This is a genomic window from Bacteroides gallinaceum (genome assembly GCF_030373775.1).
In the GTDB taxonomy this organism is placed as follows: domain Bacteria; phylum Bacteroidota; class Bacteroidia; order Bacteroidales; family Bacteroidaceae; genus Phocaeicola; species Phocaeicola excrementipullorum.
On record NZ_JAUDEN010000024.1, the window covers coordinates 1 to 14,852 of the forward strand.

The following is a 14,852-nucleotide window of genomic DNA, read 5'->3' on the forward strand; positions in this document are numbered from 1 at the left end:
AATATGCTGGTTTGTCAGAAAAAGGTTTTAATCCACCAACTGCTTTGGCTGAGTGGTAGTGCGTTGAAGGTACTTGCCGTCCTGTCGATGGTGGTCGACCATTGCGCTTACTATTTCCTTGAAAGCGGGACACTTGTTTACTGGGCGATGCGTTGTTTCGGGCGCGTTGCCTTCCCGGTTTTCGCCCTTTTGGTGGCTGAGGGGTATGCCCACACGCGCGACAGGGTGCGATACTTCCTCACGCTGCTTGGCTTCGCCGTGGTCAGCGAAGTGCCGTGGCAGTTGCTTGGAGGAGCTGACGGCACGCACAACGTGATGTTCACGCTATCCTTAGGCGTGGCGGCGATGGCTGCTTTCGAATGGATGAGGGAACGCAGGGCGTTGGCCATCGCCTCAGTCCTGCTTGCCGCTTTGTCGGCGGAGGTTTCAGGCTTGGACTATGGGTGGCGTGGCATTGTCGTGATACTCATGTTCCACCTGTTCGGGAACAAAAGATACAACCAAAACACAAGGCTGTTGCAACTCGTTTTCACCTTTCCGCTCATGGCGCATTATGGCATCATCGGAACATTGCTGGCTTGCTCCGTAATTTCACTTTATGACGGGACAAGGGGCTTTGTAAAGGGCAACTTCGCAAAATATGCCTTCTATGTCTTTTACCCAATTCATATGTTGTTAATATTAGTAATCATAAGCTACTCAATTGTATAAGTTTTTGGAAGCCCTACACCTATACGGTAAAAATCAGTGAGCTTATTAACAGCATATACCGAACCAGGAGACAATAATTCCGTCAAAGGGTGCGAAAACACTGTATTACCATTTTCTGTTGATTTTGCATCGGGGTAAATGAAAGCACATGGAATGATTGTCTTATAATCAGCACCGAGTAAATCCAAAATTTCACAATCCCTACTATATCCGGACAATTGGCGTATGATGTCTGTCTCAGGGTCTTTTTCATCGAGTTGTGGCATATATTTCGTATCAAGTATCGCCTGTGTAGTCTTGCTGAGAAAGTCTGGATAACCTGTTTTACCTTTTGCTTGGTAAATTATGTCATCAGGGTATGATATGGCCAGTATCCCACCAATGTAATGTTCAAACAGCAATGGCATATCAATCCAAAATGGTGGTATGTTTGCATTTGTACGACCCTTTTCTTCGCTCATATTGTAGTCATACCGTTTTAGGATGTATTTAGCCATGTTCACTACTTCCTTGTAATCCCGATATATGACGTTGTATTTAACTTGTTTCAGTTCGCTAAGGCTCACACAGTCAGAAACATCAGACATCTTGGAGAGGCAAGCATTGATTATTGTGTCAAGCTTGGCCACTGATGAACTGCGCAGTCTGCCAACAATGTCTTTTGATACATTTAACGCCCTTTTGATTATGCGGTTTTCTATTGTATCATTCGTATATTCTTGGTATTTGCAGAAAATTTTGTGCTGTCTGCCTTTCAAAGTATTGATTTTAAGATTTACGCTCATGGCAATACGCCCCCTAACTTTGTAAAGATTTTCCGATTTAGGCACATAGCTTTTCCTCAAACCTTTGTGCAAAAGCTGCTGCACAATATTAACATATTGCACTATTAGCAAAGGTGATAAAATGCTTTCAAGTGTTTCACACTCCATAGTTTCTGATTCAAAGTCTATGTCATAAATCTTATGGAATGATTCGTATTCATCTGGATTATTGAAACATTGCATGAACATTTCAAGATAATCAACATTCGGGATTTTCGGCAACACGGCAATTGGTAATTTTCCACAGGCCTCCGTCTCAACCCATTGGGCACCAACCACGTATGATGCTGCATAGCCAGGCGTGTTATCCAGCGGATTAAATTGGAGAAAATACCTGCGGTCGAATTGTGCCGCCGACGGATTAAGACAAAATCCATCTTTCAGCTTTTCGTCGTATTGGGGAAATTCCATGTCTGGGAATTTGACGCATTCGTGCTCTATTATAGTTTTAGCCTGCATCTTCACCATTTTCTAACAAGTTCGACCAAGATGCGAAAGTGTCGTTCAAGGTTTTTCCCCTCGGCAAACGCAATATCCCATCGTTTACATATTCCTTTACGAGAGGTTTGATTTTATATTCAAGGCTGTTTCGCAATTGTCCTATATTGGATGCAAGGAAATAACTATGACCTATCATCAAATCGTCCATTTCCATGTCGCCGCTGTTATATTTCACAATAAACTCTTTTACCTGTGTGAAGAGATTTGAGGCCACGTCTGCTATTTCCCTGTCTTGGGCTTTCACCACATATTCATCGGCCTTCATTGTCTTGAACACAAAACGGCGACGCAAGGCATAGTCGAGCGTGCCCGTGCTTCTGTCAGTAGTGTTCATCGTGCCCAGGATATACAGATTTGCCGGAACGCCAAAAGACTCGCCGGAATATGTCAAGATGGCTGTCAGGCCGTGGATGCTGTCATCACTCTTGCGTTTGTCTTTCTCTATCAGACTTATCAGTTCGCCAAATATCTTTGATACATTGCCACGGTTGATCTCGTCTATGATTAAGACAAAATTCTTTTTGGGATTTCTTTCAGCCACATTACAAATCCTTTTGAATATGCCGTCATGTATTTCATAGATAACCTGTTCATTCAGGACTTTTGGGCGCAATCCTTCTATAAAATCCTCGTAATCCATTGACTGGTGGAAGGTTGAAAATGCTATCTGCTTGTTTGAGAGAAGCTCATTATAGCGTTCCATTATTTGCCTGTGGTCAGATACATTCATTGGCAAATCAAACCCTTCACCATCAGGCAAAGCATCAATCAAGCCTACGGCGATTACAGCCGTGTTATATGTCTTTCCCGTGCCTGGAGCACCTTGCAGGATAAGATTCTTTTCAGTGAGAAGCAGGTTGACCGTTTCCTTTATCTCTTTCTTATATTCGTCTTGCATGTTTTTAATATCTTCGTTTATTATTCGGGTAAACGCAGCAATTCCTGTGCGATTGCTGTATTTCATATTTTTATATCTTACAAAATTGTCAAGGCTAATTTGTTCTTTCAGTTCGCAAAATTTGTCAACAAAAAACACTATGGCTGCAAAGTGGTCGCCATCATTGTAATCCGACAAATCCTCCTCTATCCAAATGGGGTTATCTGCCTTCCATTCGTTATACTTCTCGGCATAGTTCTCGGCGGTGGCAAAATCAATGACTCTTGCCTTGTATTTAGCTTTATTGTCTTTGACATAATAGAAATCAAAGCTGCCTCCATCATCAATAATGCTTGACAGTTGTTCCATTATTTCTTTCCTATAGCTTACTGGTAAGGTATGCCACCAAAGACATCCTTTTCCATTACCTATTTCTTTTTGAAATTCTTGTTTCCAATTGTCACCTCTTTCATGGACGAACAAGCCTTTAATGATTTCAACGGGCTTTTCATCCCATTTGGAGCGCAAATAATAAATTAGCTTTGTCACTGCCGCAGTATAGTTGTCGGGGTTCACGCACTTTATTACTCCTTGAAATTTATTGCGCATAGCCAAATTAAATTGCTTGTCGCTATAGGGAACTACATTTTCGCCGATGAAATAATTATAAATTTTTCTTTTGTGCGGTTCACTTATAATTGGAAAATTGTCGCGAGGATTATCCAAATAGTCCACCAAGTTTTTGATTCCTGGAGTCATGTCTGCATTGTTAAGTTTGTATTTTAGCAACCGCGTAACCCAATCGTCCTGGCGAATGCCTGTTCTGGCAACAGTTCGTTTGTCAGGATAGCAGTTATATGTATCCTTGTCTTTTGATTTAGCATCAAAATAAGCCACAGCGGTAAACAGATTTTTTCGAATCTCCGCAATCCTCTGATCATTCGAATTGCAAAAATCATCATATTTTATGGAGAGCAAATTTTGGAGTTCATTGTCTGTTATAGACATATCTTTCCATTGCGTCCATGCCTCAATGGCCTTTTGATACCAGAAATCTGATTCTGCCATTATGTTACCACAAATATTCTTAATACTTGAAGCATCAATTTCATTCAATTCCATTTATAGTGCTATTTTATTGACATATAAGCTTTTACTTTATGCTATTGCAAAGATAATAATTTTCTAATTATTTTTGAATTCAAAGTTATAGCATTCGCAAAATAGAAATGATAGAATGAGTATAGTTCGGGTCTTCGGCATATCCGATTTTCCTCAGCCAGAGCAGGTAGTTGCCACCCTTGTACTTGTACTGCACCTTTGTATAGTAAGCCATGACACTTTCCGTCCAGTGCCCGAACTCGAAATATTTTCCTGTCCGTGGATTGGTCAGGCCGAACAGGTTATGCTTGTTCCTGCATACCGGGGAGGTGAACCATCCGGTTTCAAGGATAGCCTGCGCCAATACGATTTTCGGATGTCGTATGCCGTTGCGCATGATTTCCGCATAGAGGTTGGGGATAGTCAATTCGGGAGGCATGGATTTTGGGGATGTCCTTTTGTCACCTTTTTGGCCTATTCCCTTCTTCTTTTCTTTTGTCGCCACATGAATATGCAGGGTGTCATTTCTGACACTTTGCGCATCATTGTTGATTGTATCATTCTCTTTTCCAGTCGTTTTCATCATTCTGTTTCCGGAGCCGGGTATTAACTCCGACTCTTTGGTGATGGTATAGAACTGTGCCGATGCGCTAAGGGGCATCAGCAACAGCATCAGGAACGACAGAATAGTGTTGTGCATTTCTTTTTCTCGTTTGGGTGAAAATACTTTTGCAGGGTGTTCAAGCGGTTCCGGCCGCAAAATTAACCCGTAAAAACAAGTATAACGAAATGGACAACAGAAATTTATCCGAAACGCTGCCCTACGGGAAGCTGGCGATGCTGGGTATCGACAAGGAGAAGGCAGACCTTCTTCCGCAAGAGGTGAAGGAAAAGCTGCTCTCCGGCGAGGTCACGCCCCTCATGCAGGTCTCCATCCGCGCACAGAACGGCAACGCCGTCACGCTGCCGCTCAAACTCCAGCTGGTGACAGACCGGCAGGGCAACCCGGCCCTGATGGCCTATCCCGTCAGGGCAATTCTTGAAACGGAACGCAACAAGGCTCTCGGCCTGACTGAACAGGAAGCGGAACGCCTCAAAAAAGGCGAAGTCATACAGAAAGCCGTGGATGTGGACGGCGAAAAGACCCGGCAGTACCTCCAGCTCGACCCTGAGACCCGTTCCGTCATCCACCGCCGTGTGACCGAAATTCGGCTGGAACAGAAGCTGAAGGACATGGAGAAGGTGAACGACATCGAGCTGGGTACGCAGCAGAAGCAGCAGGTGCGCGACGGCAAGCCCGTGGAACTCAATGTCGGCGGCGAGAAGGTGTCGGTCGGCGTTGACCTGAGGGAGCCGCAAGGCTTCAAGATCATCAAGGGCGACCTGAAGGAATGGGAACGCCAGCAGAAGCTGCGCTACGACGAGCTGCACCCTGAATACCTCGGACTGGTACAGACCGACAGCAACCGTTGGGAATACCGGAAGGTCGTGGACAGGCAGTCGCAGGAACGTGCCATGAAGCTGCACTCTCCCAAAGAGAATGTCAGCCAAAGTCTCAAACGCTAAATCCGTCCGCTTATGGCAAAGAAGCAAGAACAGGAAAACGCCGCAGACATGTTGCGGCAGTTCGACACGCTGAAACAGAAGCATCCCGACGCGATGCTCCTCTTCCGGAAGGGGGATTTCTACGAGATGTACAGGGAGGATGCGGTCAAGGCCGCCGCCGTACTGGCCATCACGCTGACCAGCAGGGTCTTTCCCGGTGAGAAAGACCCCGTCAAATACACCTTGTTTCCCTATCACGCCTTGGATGTATATCTTCCTAAACTGATACGCTCCGGGCAGAGGGTGGCCATCTGTGACCAACTCGAAACTCCCAAGCTGAAAAAGGATGAGCGGCCCATACAAGGAGCCGGAGAAAAGTTAAAGATAAAAGAAGAAATCATACCCAACAATACTGATATGGCAAAGAAAAAGAAAGACCAGGCCGTGCAGGACAAGCCTGTCCAAACTGACTCCAATGAAGTGAAGGAGAAACCTGCCCGTCAGAAAAATACGGAACAAAAGACCGGTACGAAACCGAAAGCTGAAGCGAAGGCGGACGCCAATGTGGAACAGCAGGCCGAGGCGAAGAAGGAACGCAAGCCGCGCGAGCCGCAGATGGTGACGGCCGACGGCGGCAAGGTGACCCACGGCCATGCCTACCAGGGCAAGGACAACCCGGAGGACTGGTATTTCACCGCAAAAATTGACGGGCAGCAGCTCAAGCCGCAGAAGATGGATGCCGCCGACCTCGCCGCCTACCAGAAGAAGGAGCTGACCGTGCCGCAACTGATGGAACGCTACTACCCGACGAAGCTGATGCCGAAAGTGCCGGAGGACACCTACAGGTTCCCCCGGCAGATGGAGGGCGCGGAAGGTGCGGTAGCCATCGAGAAGTTCAATGTCTACAAGGAGAAGGACGAGCAGCGTCCCGACTTCGGACGGTACAAGTTCTATGCCCAGGTGGACGGCGCAAGGATGTCCGCCGTGGCCTCGCGCCAGGACTTGAACGCCTACTTCGACCGGGTGATGACCCCGAACCAGCTCATCGAGAAGAACTTCGGCGAACGGCTGCACCTGAAGTCCGCCTACGAGAAGTACCGGCTTCCCGAAGGCGTTGACCCCAAGGGCGTCCGTGTGGCGAAAGACCACACCGACAACAAGTGGAAGGTGTATGTGGACATGGGCGACAAGGGCAAGACCGCCCGGCATGAAATCTCCTTTGACGACGGCTATTCGCTTTTCAAGACCCGTACCGCCACACGCGAGCAGATTGCGGCCAAGTACCTCACCCCGGAAATCAACGGGCTGCTCTCGGCCCAGACCAACAGGCTGGAGAAATCAAACTCAATGAAAATGTAAATCACTCACTCATAATAAAATAACATAATTATGTCAGAAGCAATAAAACACGAGGAGCTGGTTGAACTCCTCCAGGAAGGCAAGATAGGCTATCTCCGCTTCGTGCTGGAGGGCGAAAGCGAACAGGACTATCTGGAGTGGTGCCGTGCGCACGGCACGGACCCGTCGGACGAGTCCGCCGAGTTTTATGTGGAACAGACGGACATCATGCAGATGGAACGCCAGCTAATCGACGACGGGGACTATGGCATCTGGAACTAACCCGGCATCTGCCAACTCCGGCCAGGCGGCCATAGACCGCTTCGCCGAGATGATGATCGGGCGCATGGAGCAGATGAAGGCGTCCGACTGGAAGAAGGGCTGGATAGGCGGAGCGTCGGGATATGCGGGTCTGCCCCAGAACGTGGGCGGACGCAACTATTCCGGCTCCAACTCCTTCTTCCTGCAGCTCCATACGGCGGCCAACGGCTACGACCTGCCCGTGTTCCTCACCTTCAAGCAGGCGCACAACCTGAAAGCCCACGTTCTCAAAGGCGAGAAGGCCTTTCCCGTCATCTACTGGGACATGCTCGTAAAGGACAAGGACGGCAAGAAGGTCAGTTCGGAGGAATACCGGGCCATGAACAAGGAGGAGAAGGAAGGCATGGAGGTCATCCCGTTCATCAAGGCGTTCCCCGTGTATAACGTGGCACAGACCAACCTGGCCGAAGTGCAGCCCAAACGGATGCAAAAGCTCATGGACAGGTTCAGGATACCCGAACTCCACGACACGGAAGGCATGTACGCCCACGCCGCGCTTGACAGGATGGTCGAAACGCAGGGCTGGGTCTGTCCGATACAAGCGGACAAGCGTGTGGACGGGGCCTATTATTCCCCCTCGCACGACATCGTGGTGGTTCCCATGAAGGCACAGTTCAACACGGGCGGCACGCCGGAAGAAACATACTGTGGCGGTATGGAATACTATTCTACCATGCTGCATGAGATGGCGCACTCGACTATGACGCCGGAAAGGCTCAACCGCGACGGCATGGGCCGATTCGGCGACCCGAAGTACGCCAAGGAGGAGCTTGTCGCCGAACTGACGGCGGCGATGATAAGCCATTCGATGGGCTTTGACCAGAAGGTAACGGACAACTCGGCCGCCTACTTGGACTCGTGGATCGGCGTACTGAAGCAGGAACCGAAATTCATCGTTTCGGTCATGGCGGACGTGAACAGGGCTTCAGACATGATACTCGACCATGTGGACAGGCAGCGGCTGGCACTGAACGAGCAACCTTACCTGGCCAAGAACAACCCGTTCGTTCCGCTTGACCCAAACGAGGAAGTGCCGTTCAGGAACGCGGCCATCGTCAAGACACGAGGCGGCGACTACGCCATCCGTGCCTCGTATGACGGCGTGGAACTGGGCCTGAAGAAGGTATCAAAAGGCACGGCCAGGACTTACTTCCAGCTTACGGACTACAAGGACAAGGCGGCCTTCCTGAACATGACGGCACGCAAGACATTCGGGCCGGAGATTGCCATGATGGGCAGGACGCAGGCTGCAAGCGCCAAGATGAGTATTTAATCCTAACTATAATACGATATGCCGGACTTCAAGGTAAACTTCAAGGAACTCAAAGCGCATGTCGGCGTGACCGATGTGGCCTACGCCCTCGGCTACCGCCTTGACCGCAAGGCCGGTGTGGGGCGTTACATCGAGCTGGTATTGGGTGACGGACGGGAGAAACGTGACACAATCATCGTCAGCCATCCCAATGACAGGGCCGCCCAGACTTTCTTCCGCCGGGACGGCTCCAAGGGGGATGTACTTACGCTTATCCGTGAGAATCTGGGTGCCTTCCTCGTCACCGGCAAGGACGATTGGCAGAAGACGGCCAAGGTAATGGCACGCTTCGCCAATATGCCCGAACCGGAATACCATGAGGATTGGGAATACCTGAAATCTGTCAAGGCTGCATCAGTTTTTGATGCCTCACGCTATGAAGTGAGGCAAATAGATGTGGAGCGCATTCCTCAGATCTTCCGCCAGCGTGGAATATCCGATGAAACGGTCAGACAATTTGCCCCATTCGTTTTTCTCATACGGGACAGACGGAACGGGAATTTTGACGGCTATAACATCGGCTTTCCCTATACCGGCGCTGACGATCTGGTAAAAGGTTACGAGATACGCGGTTACGGAGGCTACAAGTCGAAAGCCGCAGGCACGGACTCTTCTTCTTCGGCATGGGTGGCCGACCTTTCCGGCGGCAACTCGGAAGCCGTCAAAAGTGTGTTCTTCTGTGAGTCCGCCTTCGACGCGATGGCTTTCCACCAGATGAACAAGGGGCAACTGCACCCGGATGTGGCGTTGGTCTCCCTCGGAGGAACATTTTCCGACAACCAAATTATCGGAACAATGAACCGTTTCCCGAACGCCAAGGCTTTCGACTGTTTTGACAACGACATCGCCGGGCGCATCTACGGGCTTCGTATGATTGGCCTGCTGGAGGGCATCCCGATGAGAATCAGCAAGGCGGAGGGCGGCCTGCAAGTGGAAGCTGGGGGCAAAAGCTTCACCGTCAATCCGGTAAAGGCGTTGTCCTCACAGCTTGCCGCACATCTGCCCGTCCATTATCGCACCGGACAATGGTTGCCGCCCAAGTCGTTCAAGGACTGGAACGACTGCCTCTTAAACAAGCCACTGGCTCCGGTTCTCGCCCCATGCAAGGAGGAACGCGACCGGAATCTGGCGGAACGGAGAAAAGGTAATCTCAAAATGTAACGTAACATGGAACATATATGAAAGCAATCAGACTGAAAATGGCCGCCGGGGCGTTGGCCCTGTGGTTGGCCGGAGGCCATACCGTTCCGGCGTTCGCCCAACAGATAGATCCGGCACTGGCCGGTGCGGTGACGGCACAGACGCTGGAACTGAAAAGCCTGCACGACAAGCGCAGGAAGACGCAGGAGAAGATAATCGCCGCCGAAGCCGCCGTGACGGTCGCCCTCGACCGGGTGCACAGCGTGGAGAATAAGATGTTGGAATACCTCTCCAATGCGCAGGGTGCAGTACAGAACCTTTACCAGATCAAACGTGCAGGGGAACTGGTGACGACCGAGATACCGCAGAACTGCAACCTGTTGCTCAAATCGGTGGGGAGCAACCTCAAGGGCACGGCGATAGCGGCCATCGTGTCGGACGAGCTGACGGACGCGGCCACGCAGATGGCGGCGCTCTATCCGTTCATGAAACAGCTCGTGACTTCGGGCAGTTACGATGTGACAGGGGCTGACGGGAAGAACGAGAAGCACAAGGTCAACCTGCTGGACTCTTCAGAACGCTATTACATCGCCAACGAGGTGGTGACCAAGCTTGAAACCATCAACACCGACCTGTTCATCCTGGCCTGGCAGGTGCGCACGCTCTCGTGGAACGACCTCTGGTTCTCGCTCGACCCGGAAGGATGGGCCAATGTGATGTCCGGCAAGAACATTATCGGAGGCATCGTGGCCGACTGGAAGCGTGGATTCAATTAGGATTTTATCATCAAAATAGTGTACCATAATCATACAGCAATGGAAACAGAAAAGAAAATCATCGGCCGCTGCCCCTTGTGCGGCGGCAACGTGGTCAAGACCTGCAAAGGGTACCGCTGTGAGCATAACATCGGCGACAGCCCCTCTTGCGTACTGAACATCAACGCCATCATCGGCAACCGCAAGATGGCGGACGCGGAGGTGGCGGTACTGTTGGAGAAACGCCGCATCCTGCTGGACGGCTTCGCCAGCAAGGAGGGCAAGACGTTCCCGACCGTGCTGGAGCTTGCCGATGACGGCAACATCCTGATGCAGCCGGTCATCGGCAGGTGTCCGCACTGCGGAGGAGAAATCCGTGTGGGAAGCCGGGCGTTCAACTGCTCCAACTATGCCAATCAGAATGCGCCCTGCTCCTTCGCCATCTGGCGCAACATCGGTGGGCACCAGCTCACCCTGGAGGAAGCCAAGGAAATCTGCGAGAAGGGCATCACTTCTTCGGAACTGGAGATGTACCGTGAGGACGGCAGCATCTACCGCAAACGGCTCGGCGTGTCGCCGGACAAACTTCAAATTGTGAAGATATGAGACCGGGGATGAAGATTGGGATAATACTCGCCTCCATCGTGCTGTTCTGGAGCGGCGTGTTTTGTCTTGTCTGCTGTTCGGACAATCTGAATGACCGTGCGGCGGACATGGCCGAAAAGGCATTGAGGGCATCGGTGGACAATCCCGAATCCATACGGATATTGGCTGTCAGCAAGCCGGATTCCGTGTTCGGGCATACCTACATCACGCAGGAGGAGAAGATGGCCCTTTCCATGGCCATGGTGGAAATCAACAGGAAGGTGATGGAAGCGACGGACGGGCTGGAGGACTTCGACCCGGACGACAAGGAAACGGCCGCCCTGATGGAGCGGCAGATGTCAGCCATGTCGGGCCTGAGGCGGCTGATGGACTTCGGCGGCCCGCTTGACGGGAGTCCGCAACCGTTCAGCGGCTGGAAGGTCAAGGTTGACTTCGAGGGCGTGGACGCGGACGGACAGGGCTATCATTCTGAATACTGGTTCATTCTGGACAAGGAGGCGCAATGCGTGGTGAAGTCGTTTGAGATACCCTTGCCGTAGAAGGCTAAGAATTTTATTCCTGGATATATTGAAATCTCGGTGTCATCGGTTATGGCATCGGGATTTCCTGTTCTTGAACCTATGGGCGTTCCGCTCCGGCAGATTTTCCGCTACAAAGCAACGGAAGGCCGTGGCGGCGGCGAACGACGCTCCTCTTGCCTGCGTGGAAAGCGTCCGGCAGCCTTCCGCGATTTGTGCCAAATCGGGTATTCCGGCCTCTTTCCACTGGTCACGTCCGCCTTTTGCCCCTTGCGCCTTCCGTCATGCCGTACCGTAAAATCCCGGAGCGGAAGCCGCAAGGCTTCAAACAAAAGGGAAAAAGATTAGAACTTCAAAATTCAGACGTTATGGCAATAAAACTCATTGACAGAGAGGAAAGTGTCAGCTACAAGGGCTGTATTTATGAGCTTACCTTGTTGTGGGACAGGGAAAGCGTCCGCAAGTGCTTCTGCGGTATGCCGCCGTTTTTCGCCCACATCCGCAAGGACGGAGCAAACTTCGCTATAATAGATTGTTATTCAAACGACAATGAGCGGTTTGTCGTAAAGAAGTTCATGCCGTCCTTACTGGCAAGGCCGGACTGGCAGGTGCGCTTCGACAGGGACATCAACACCATACCATTTTTGGAACTGCTGGCAGGACTGCCGATTTAACCGTATGGATTTTATCAACGTAAAAACAAGGACATATGAAAGGAACAGAACATTTCAAGGAGATTATCAAGAGTTATCTTGACCAGAGGGCAAAGGAAGATGAGCTTTTCCGTGCCAAGTATGAAACCACGGCACGCACCATTGACGATGTGGTGACTTTTATCCTACACGAAGTGAAAAACTCCGGCTGTTGTGGTTTCTCGGACAGCGAGATATATTCAATGGCGGTACACGCCATAGACGAGCCTGACCTTGAAATAGGCAAGCCGTTGCAGTGCAGTGTGGTGGTTAACCATCATATTGAACTGACGGAGGAGGAAAAGTCGGAACAGAGGGCACTCGCGCTCAAACGCTATCAGGACGAGGAGCTGCGCAAGATACAGGCACGCAATGCGAGGCCGAAAGCCCACAAGCCGCAACCGGAGAGCCAACCGACATTATCACTCTTTGACAACTTTTGAGCATGAAACCGAGGAACAGATTTGAAAAGGCGGTGGCGGCTTCCAATGGGAAGCTGACCGCCCTCAGCCCCAAAGCTGTTGAATGGGCTGTAAGTAATGTTATTGTACATATCGCATTCCGCACGTCCGGCCATAACTGCACGTGCGGTGACTGCGGAGCGAAGTTTGACCATAAAGGGAAAGGCAAGACGGTATGTTGCCCTCATTGCGGACACCGCTTGCAGGTAAGGGACACGTTGAAGCGCAAGGAAGTGCAGTCCGCCTATTTCTCTTCCCTTGAAGTGGTGGACGGCTTGCAAGTTCAGCGTGTGTTCCTGCTGAGAGCCGTATGCCGGAAAGGAATGATGTTGAAAACGTCCTGCATGGAGGTGTGCCGCCTGTGGCTCAATGCCGAGGGCAGAATTGCGGTGACATCAAGGGCGAGGACTTTGGGCTGGTATGTGGACAGCTTTAATTGGTGTACAGATATTGACTTGAAACTTTTGTCCGAGGTGCATTGGGTGATTTCCGACACATACGTTTACCCCCGTTACAAGGTGCTTCCCGAACTGAGGCGCAACGGCATGAGAGGCAGGCTTCCCGATGATTGCCATCCGGCAAGGCTGATGAAGGCGTTGCTGACGGACAGCCGGATAGAGACGATGATGAAGTCCAAGGACTTGCAGGCCGTGGCTTATTTCGTGAGCCGTCCGCTTGATTTGGACGGATATTGGCAGTCGTACAAGGTGGCCGCACGGCATCATTACCGCCCGTCCGACTACGGCCTGTGGTGCGATACCGTCCGCTTGTTGGAGCAATGCGGAAAGGACATCCACAACGCCAAGTATATCTGCCCCAAAGACCTAAAAGCCGCCCATGACCATTGGCTGGACAAAAGGAACAAGGCGGAGGAGAAGCGTAGAGACAGGGAACAGATGTTGAGAGCCAAGGCGAGGGAGGCGGACTTTTACAGGGAAAAGTCACGCTACTTCGGGATTGTCATCAGCGACAATGACATTGAAATATCCGTGCTTGACTCCATCGAGGCTTTCCAAGCCGAGGGAAGCAGCCTTCACCATTGCGTGTTCCAATGCGAGTATTACGCCAAGGCGGACAGCGTTATCCTGTCGGCACACGACCGCCAAGGCAACCGCATCGAGACCGTGGAGTTCTCGTTGAGCCAGGGCAAGGTCATACAAAGCCGTGGGCTGTGCAACTCCAACACGGAATACCACGACCGGATTGTAGGACTTGTAAACGCCAACGCCTACCGCTTTTTGGAGGCGAGGACACCGGCATAATTCCTTGAAATGTTCTGACCCCGGCCTGCACCGTGAGGTGCGGGTCGGGGACTTTTCAAAATCGGGTTGCTTACGCAACTCAATGAACTATCACTTAATATCTTATTAGAGTGTAGATTCTGAATAATCCAAAACAAAAGTGATATTACTGTTCTCATCCGCAGTGAATTTCCCAACACCGATAAGTTCCGGGAAATCTTTTGTCCAAAATGATACTTCAACCGTAGTATTGGGTTGAATGTCAAGTTGCGTACAAAGCTTTTGCGCTTCTTTCTCACAAAGACTGGTGAGGGCATCAAATCCGTCCCTAACTTTTCCACATTTAATTTGTTTTACTTCCATAATTGATGATTTTATTGTTTTACGAAATCTAATTTATATCCTAAAGCATTGGCTATTTTGGAAAGAATGTCCAAACCTGTGGACACTTTTCCTTGTTCAATCCGGCTAAGATTTGCTGGATTTATCCCGGTTATAGCAGAAAGCTGGCGAGCCTCAATCCGTTTTTCTTCACGGATTTCCCTAATTCGTTTTCCTATTCTTTTTCTTTCATTATCATTGAACGTTCCGACTAATAATGGCTGTTCCAAATTATGCTTGGTGAACCACCATGTAAAAAGTCCCAGCAATTCGTCATATGGAGATATGTCAGAATGAACATTGAAAAGCTCATGAATCGCTTTTACATAACAGTCTTCTGCTTGTAATGGAAATGTCGAATTGAACAACAATACAGTTGTTTCTCCCGAATCATGAATCAGTCTGATTTCTGACTGTCCATTGGATTTTGATACAAAAGATAATCCTTGAACCATATTCTTTTCTTTTATGTCGCAAATATACAAGATAATTTTTAATTGGCAAATATGATAACCATAAATTATTTCT

General features: G+C 50.0%; 17 protein-coding genes. 12 read left to right on the forward strand and 5 right to left on the reverse strand.

Annotation, left to right across the window (positions count from 1 at the left end):
* Positions 1-3 precede the first annotated feature (3 nt).
* Positions 4-711, forward strand: coding sequence for a TraX family protein (locus QUW60_RS12010; protein WP_289560809.1), 708 nt, complete (start codon positions 4-6; stop codon positions 709-711).
* Here the strand turns inward: QUW60_RS12010 and QUW60_RS12015 are convergent.
* From QUW60_RS12015 to QUW60_RS12025, 3 genes are all read right to left on the reverse strand, one after another.
* Positions 696-1,946 carry a 5-methylcytosine restriction system specificity protein McrC gene (locus tag QUW60_RS12015; RefSeq protein ID WP_158098024.1) on the reverse strand — a complete coding sequence of 417 codons (1,251 nt, stop codon included), beginning with the start codon at positions 1,944-1,946 and terminating at the stop codon, positions 696-698. The genes QUW60_RS12010 and QUW60_RS12015 overlap by 16 nt on opposite strands.
* A 37-nt stretch (positions 1,947-1,983) precedes the next feature.
* Positions 1,984-4,035 (reverse strand): McrB family protein, encoded by a 2,052-nt coding sequence (locus tag QUW60_RS12020; RefSeq protein ID WP_289560769.1) that lies wholly within the window; start codon positions 4,033-4,035, stop codon positions 1,984-1,986.
* 85 nt (positions 4,036-4,120) lie between these two features.
* Positions 4,121-4,714 carry a glucosaminidase domain-containing protein gene (locus tag QUW60_RS12025; RefSeq protein ID WP_087207521.1) on the reverse strand — a complete coding sequence of 198 codons (594 nt, stop codon included), beginning with the start codon at positions 4,712-4,714 and terminating at the stop codon, positions 4,121-4,123.
* Positions 4,715-4,803: 89 nt separating this feature from the next.
* Between QUW60_RS12025 and QUW60_RS12030 the strand changes: the two genes are divergently transcribed.
* From QUW60_RS12030 to QUW60_RS12080, 11 genes are all read left to right on the forward strand, one after another.
* Entirely contained in the window at positions 4,804-5,580 is a 777-nt protein-coding gene (locus tag QUW60_RS12030; protein ID WP_289560773.1) for a DUF4099 domain-containing protein, read from the forward strand.
* 12 nt (positions 5,581-5,592) lie between these two features.
* Entirely contained in the window at positions 5,593-6,918 is a 1,326-nt protein-coding gene (locus QUW60_RS12035; protein WP_289560775.1) for a MutS N-terminal domain-containing protein, read from the forward strand.
* A gap of 30 nt (positions 6,919-6,948) precedes the next feature.
* Positions 6,949-7,179 carry a hypothetical protein gene (locus QUW60_RS12040; protein ID WP_087251004.1) on the forward strand — a complete coding sequence of 77 codons (231 nt, stop codon included), beginning with the start codon at positions 6,949-6,951 and terminating at the stop codon, positions 7,177-7,179.
* Positions 7,163-8,491, forward strand: a complete 1,329-nt coding sequence (locus QUW60_RS12045) for an ArdC family protein (RefSeq protein WP_289560777.1) — start codon at positions 7,163-7,165, stop codon at positions 8,489-8,491. The genes QUW60_RS12040 and QUW60_RS12045 overlap by 17 nt, the downstream gene beginning before the upstream one ends.
* A gap of 18 nt (positions 8,492-8,509) precedes the next feature.
* Positions 8,510-9,691: a DUF3991 and TOPRIM domain-containing protein gene (locus QUW60_RS12050; protein ID WP_289560778.1), complete on the forward strand. Its 1,182-nt coding sequence runs from the start codon at positions 8,510-8,512 to the stop codon at positions 9,689-9,691.
* A 17-nt stretch (positions 9,692-9,708) separates the two neighbouring features.
* Complete coding sequence (locus QUW60_RS12055; RefSeq protein WP_172774776.1) at positions 9,709-10,446, forward strand: hypothetical protein; 738 nt, start codon at positions 9,709-9,711, stop codon at positions 10,444-10,446.
* 39 nt (positions 10,447-10,485) lie between these two features.
* Entirely contained in the window at positions 10,486-11,031 is a 546-nt protein-coding gene (locus QUW60_RS12060) for a topoisomerase C-terminal repeat-containing protein (protein WP_172774775.1), read from the forward strand.
* On the forward strand, positions 11,028-11,570 hold the full coding sequence (locus tag QUW60_RS12065; RefSeq protein ID WP_087207533.1) for a hypothetical protein: 543 nt from the start codon (positions 11,028-11,030) through the stop codon (positions 11,568-11,570). Before QUW60_RS12060 ends, QUW60_RS12065 begins: the two co-directional genes overlap by 4 nt.
* 347 nt (positions 11,571-11,917) lie before the next feature.
* Entirely contained in the window at positions 11,918-12,223 is a 306-nt protein-coding gene (locus QUW60_RS12070) for a hypothetical protein (RefSeq protein WP_087207595.1), read from the forward strand.
* Between the two features lie 35 nt (positions 12,224-12,258).
* A complete protein-coding gene (locus QUW60_RS12075; RefSeq protein WP_087207535.1) occupies positions 12,259-12,684 on the forward strand; it encodes a PcfK-like family protein in 426 nt (141 codons plus the stop codon).
* Positions 12,685-12,686: 2 nt separating this feature from the next.
* The gene (locus QUW60_RS12080) at positions 12,687-13,964 is read left to right on the forward strand and encodes a PcfJ domain-containing protein (protein WP_289560782.1); all 1,278 of its coding nucleotides are present in this window, start codon (positions 12,687-12,689) and stop codon (positions 13,962-13,964) included.
* 105 nt (positions 13,965-14,069) lie between these two features.
* Here the strand turns inward: QUW60_RS12080 and QUW60_RS12085 are convergent, their stop codons facing one another.
* Both QUW60_RS12085 and QUW60_RS12090 read right to left on the reverse strand, forming a co-directional pair.
* Positions 14,070-14,306, reverse strand: coding sequence for a hypothetical protein (locus QUW60_RS12085; protein WP_289560784.1), 237 nt, complete (start codon positions 14,304-14,306; stop codon positions 14,070-14,072).
* A gap of 11 nt (positions 14,307-14,317) precedes the next feature.
* Positions 14,318-14,779: a helix-turn-helix domain-containing protein gene (locus QUW60_RS12090; RefSeq protein ID WP_289560786.1), complete on the reverse strand. Its 462-nt coding sequence runs from the start codon at positions 14,777-14,779 to the stop codon at positions 14,318-14,320.
* Positions 14,780-14,852: the final 73 nt, after the last annotated feature.

Excerpts from the sequence above, each read along its gene's own strand:
- QUW60_RS12010 (WP_289560809.1), top strand. The coding sequence starts at position 4 with ATGCTGGTTTGTCAGAAAAAGGTTTTAATCCACCAACTGCTTTGGCTG.
- QUW60_RS12050 (WP_289560778.1), top strand. The coding sequence starts at position 8,510 with ATGCCGGACTTCAAGGTAAACTTCAAGGAACTCAAAGCGCATGTCGGC.
- QUW60_RS12025 (WP_087207521.1), bottom strand. The coding sequence starts at position 4,714 with ATGCACAACACTATTCTGTCGTTCCTGATGCTGTTGCTGATGCCCCTT.
- QUW60_RS12035 (WP_289560775.1), top strand. The coding sequence starts at position 5,593 with ATGGCAAAGAAGCAAGAACAGGAAAACGCCGCAGACATGTTGCGGCAG.
- QUW60_RS12090 (WP_289560786.1), bottom strand. The coding sequence starts at position 14,779 with ATGGTTCAAGGATTATCTTTTGTATCAAAATCCAATGGACAGTCAGAA.
- QUW60_RS12080 (WP_289560782.1), top strand. The coding sequence starts at position 12,687 with ATGAAACCGAGGAACAGATTTGAAAAGGCGGTGGCGGCTTCCAATGGG.
- QUW60_RS12085 (WP_289560784.1), bottom strand. The coding sequence starts at position 14,306 with ATGGAAGTAAAACAAATTAAATGTGGAAAAGTTAGGGACGGATTTGAT.
- QUW60_RS12045 (WP_289560777.1), top strand. The coding sequence starts at position 7,163 with ATGGCATCTGGAACTAACCCGGCATCTGCCAACTCCGGCCAGGCGGCC.
- QUW60_RS12040 (WP_087251004.1), top strand. The coding sequence starts at position 6,949 with ATGTCAGAAGCAATAAAACACGAGGAGCTGGTTGAACTCCTCCAGGAA.
- QUW60_RS12030 (WP_289560773.1), top strand. The coding sequence starts at position 4,804 with ATGGACAACAGAAATTTATCCGAAACGCTGCCCTACGGGAAGCTGGCG.
- QUW60_RS12070 (WP_087207595.1), top strand. The coding sequence starts at position 11,918 with ATGGCAATAAAACTCATTGACAGAGAGGAAAGTGTCAGCTACAAGGGC.
- QUW60_RS12065 (WP_087207533.1), top strand. The coding sequence starts at position 11,028 with ATGAGACCGGGGATGAAGATTGGGATAATACTCGCCTCCATCGTGCTG.
- QUW60_RS12020 (WP_289560769.1), bottom strand. The coding sequence starts at position 4,035 with ATGGAATTGAATGAAATTGATGCTTCAAGTATTAAGAATATTTGTGGT.
- QUW60_RS12075 (WP_087207535.1), top strand. The coding sequence starts at position 12,259 with ATGAAAGGAACAGAACATTTCAAGGAGATTATCAAGAGTTATCTTGAC.
- QUW60_RS12015 (WP_158098024.1), bottom strand. The coding sequence starts at position 1,946 with ATGGAATTTCCCCAATACGACGAAAAGCTGAAAGATGGATTTTGTCTT.
- QUW60_RS12060 (WP_172774775.1), top strand. The coding sequence starts at position 10,486 with ATGGAAACAGAAAAGAAAATCATCGGCCGCTGCCCCTTGTGCGGCGGC.
- QUW60_RS12055 (WP_172774776.1), top strand. The coding sequence starts at position 9,709 with ATGAAAGCAATCAGACTGAAAATGGCCGCCGGGGCGTTGGCCCTGTGG.